Below are 1,281 nucleotides of genomic sequence, written 5' to 3'. Positions count from 1 at the left end.
TGAGCTGGTCCCGATTGTCTGAACAGAATCTCCGCGTCGATAAGTGGAGCGTCTGCCGGGGTTAGGCCGCCAGGCGGAGTGGCAGCGGGGTGAAGTAGGCTTGATCCGGCGTGCCGCCGTCAAGACTCGAATGGGGACGTCTGCTGTTATAAAAGCCGAGATATCGGCCGATCGAGGTGCGCGCCTCGCTGACGCTGTCATAGGCCCGCAGATACACCTCCTCGTATTTGACGCTGCGCCATAGCCGTTCGACGAACACGTTGTCCCGCCAGGCTCCCTTGCCGTCCATGCTGATCGCAATGCCGTTGCCGGCGAGCACGCCGGTAAAAGCCTGTCCGCTGAACTGCGAGCCCTGATCGGTGTTGAAGACGTCCGGCTTGCCGTGACGAGCCAGGGCATCCTGAAGCGTCTCGACACAGAACGCCGCCTCCATGGTGATCGATATGCGCCACGACAGCACGCGGCGGCTGAACCAGTCGAGCACAACCGCCAAATAGACGAAGCCGCGTGCCATCGGGATGTAGGTGATGTCCATTGCCCACACCTGGTTCGGCCGCGTGATCTCCATCCCGCGCAGCAGGTACGGGTATATCTTGTGGCCCGGCTCGGGCTTTGTCGTCCGTGGACGGCGATAGAGCGCTTCTATCCCCATCCGCCGCATCAGCGTTTTCACATGCCGGCGGCCGATCTTGCACCCCTGCAAAGCCAACAGGCCTCGCAACATACGCGAGCCGGCGAAGGGATACTCCAGGTGCAGCCGGTCGAGGCGCTGCATGATCGCAAGGTCGGCGTCCGGCACCGGCCGCGGCAGGTAGTACACGCTGCCGCGGCTGATGTTCAAAGCCTCCGCCTGCTTGGTGATCGGTAGCTCGTGCTCACGGTCGATCATCGCTTTGCGCTCAGCAATCCCGCCTTGGTGAGCGCGCCTTCTAAAAAATCATTCTCCAGCGTCAGCTCGCCGATCTTGGCGTGCAGCGACTTCACGTCCACCGCGGGCGTGGCCGGTGTCCCGCCTCCCGGTCCGAAAATCTCGGAAGCGCTTGCCTCAAGCTGCGATTTCCATGTCGTTATCTGGTTGGGATGGACGTCGAAATGCTCTGCCAGCTGGGCGATGGTTCGGTCGCCCTTGACGGCGGCCAGAGCCACCTTCGCCTTGAAGGCCGCTGAGTGGTTCCGGCGGGGTCGTCTGCTCATTGTCGCTCCTGATTCGCAGGCACAGCGTGCCCGCTGTCAGGCAGAAATTCCACTTATCGTCCTGTGCAGAATTCCGCGACCAGCTCT

At 62.2% G+C, this 1,281-nt stretch carries 1 protein-coding gene; it reads right to left on the bottom strand.

Translation table 11 applies throughout. The features are described 5' to 3' along the window. Positions 1-61: 61 nt before the first annotated feature. Positions 62-1,194, bottom strand: a protein-coding gene (locus tag ACFFWD_RS20410) for an IS3 family transposase (RefSeq protein ID WP_376968285.1) whose coding sequence is annotated in 2 segments (ribosomal slippage) — positions 62-939 and positions 939-1,194 — 1,134 coding nt in all. Because the reading frame shifts where the segments join, the coding sequence is not laid out codon by codon here. Positions 1,195-1,281 lie beyond the last annotated feature (87 nt).

This window comes from Bradyrhizobium erythrophlei (genome assembly GCF_042430365.1).
GTDB classification, from domain to species: Bacteria; Pseudomonadota; Alphaproteobacteria; order Rhizobiales; family Xanthobacteraceae; genus Bradyrhizobium; species Bradyrhizobium erythrophlei.
The sequence above is the reverse complement of the archived record's forward strand: the minus strand, read 5'-3'. Positions and strand labels throughout refer to the sequence as shown.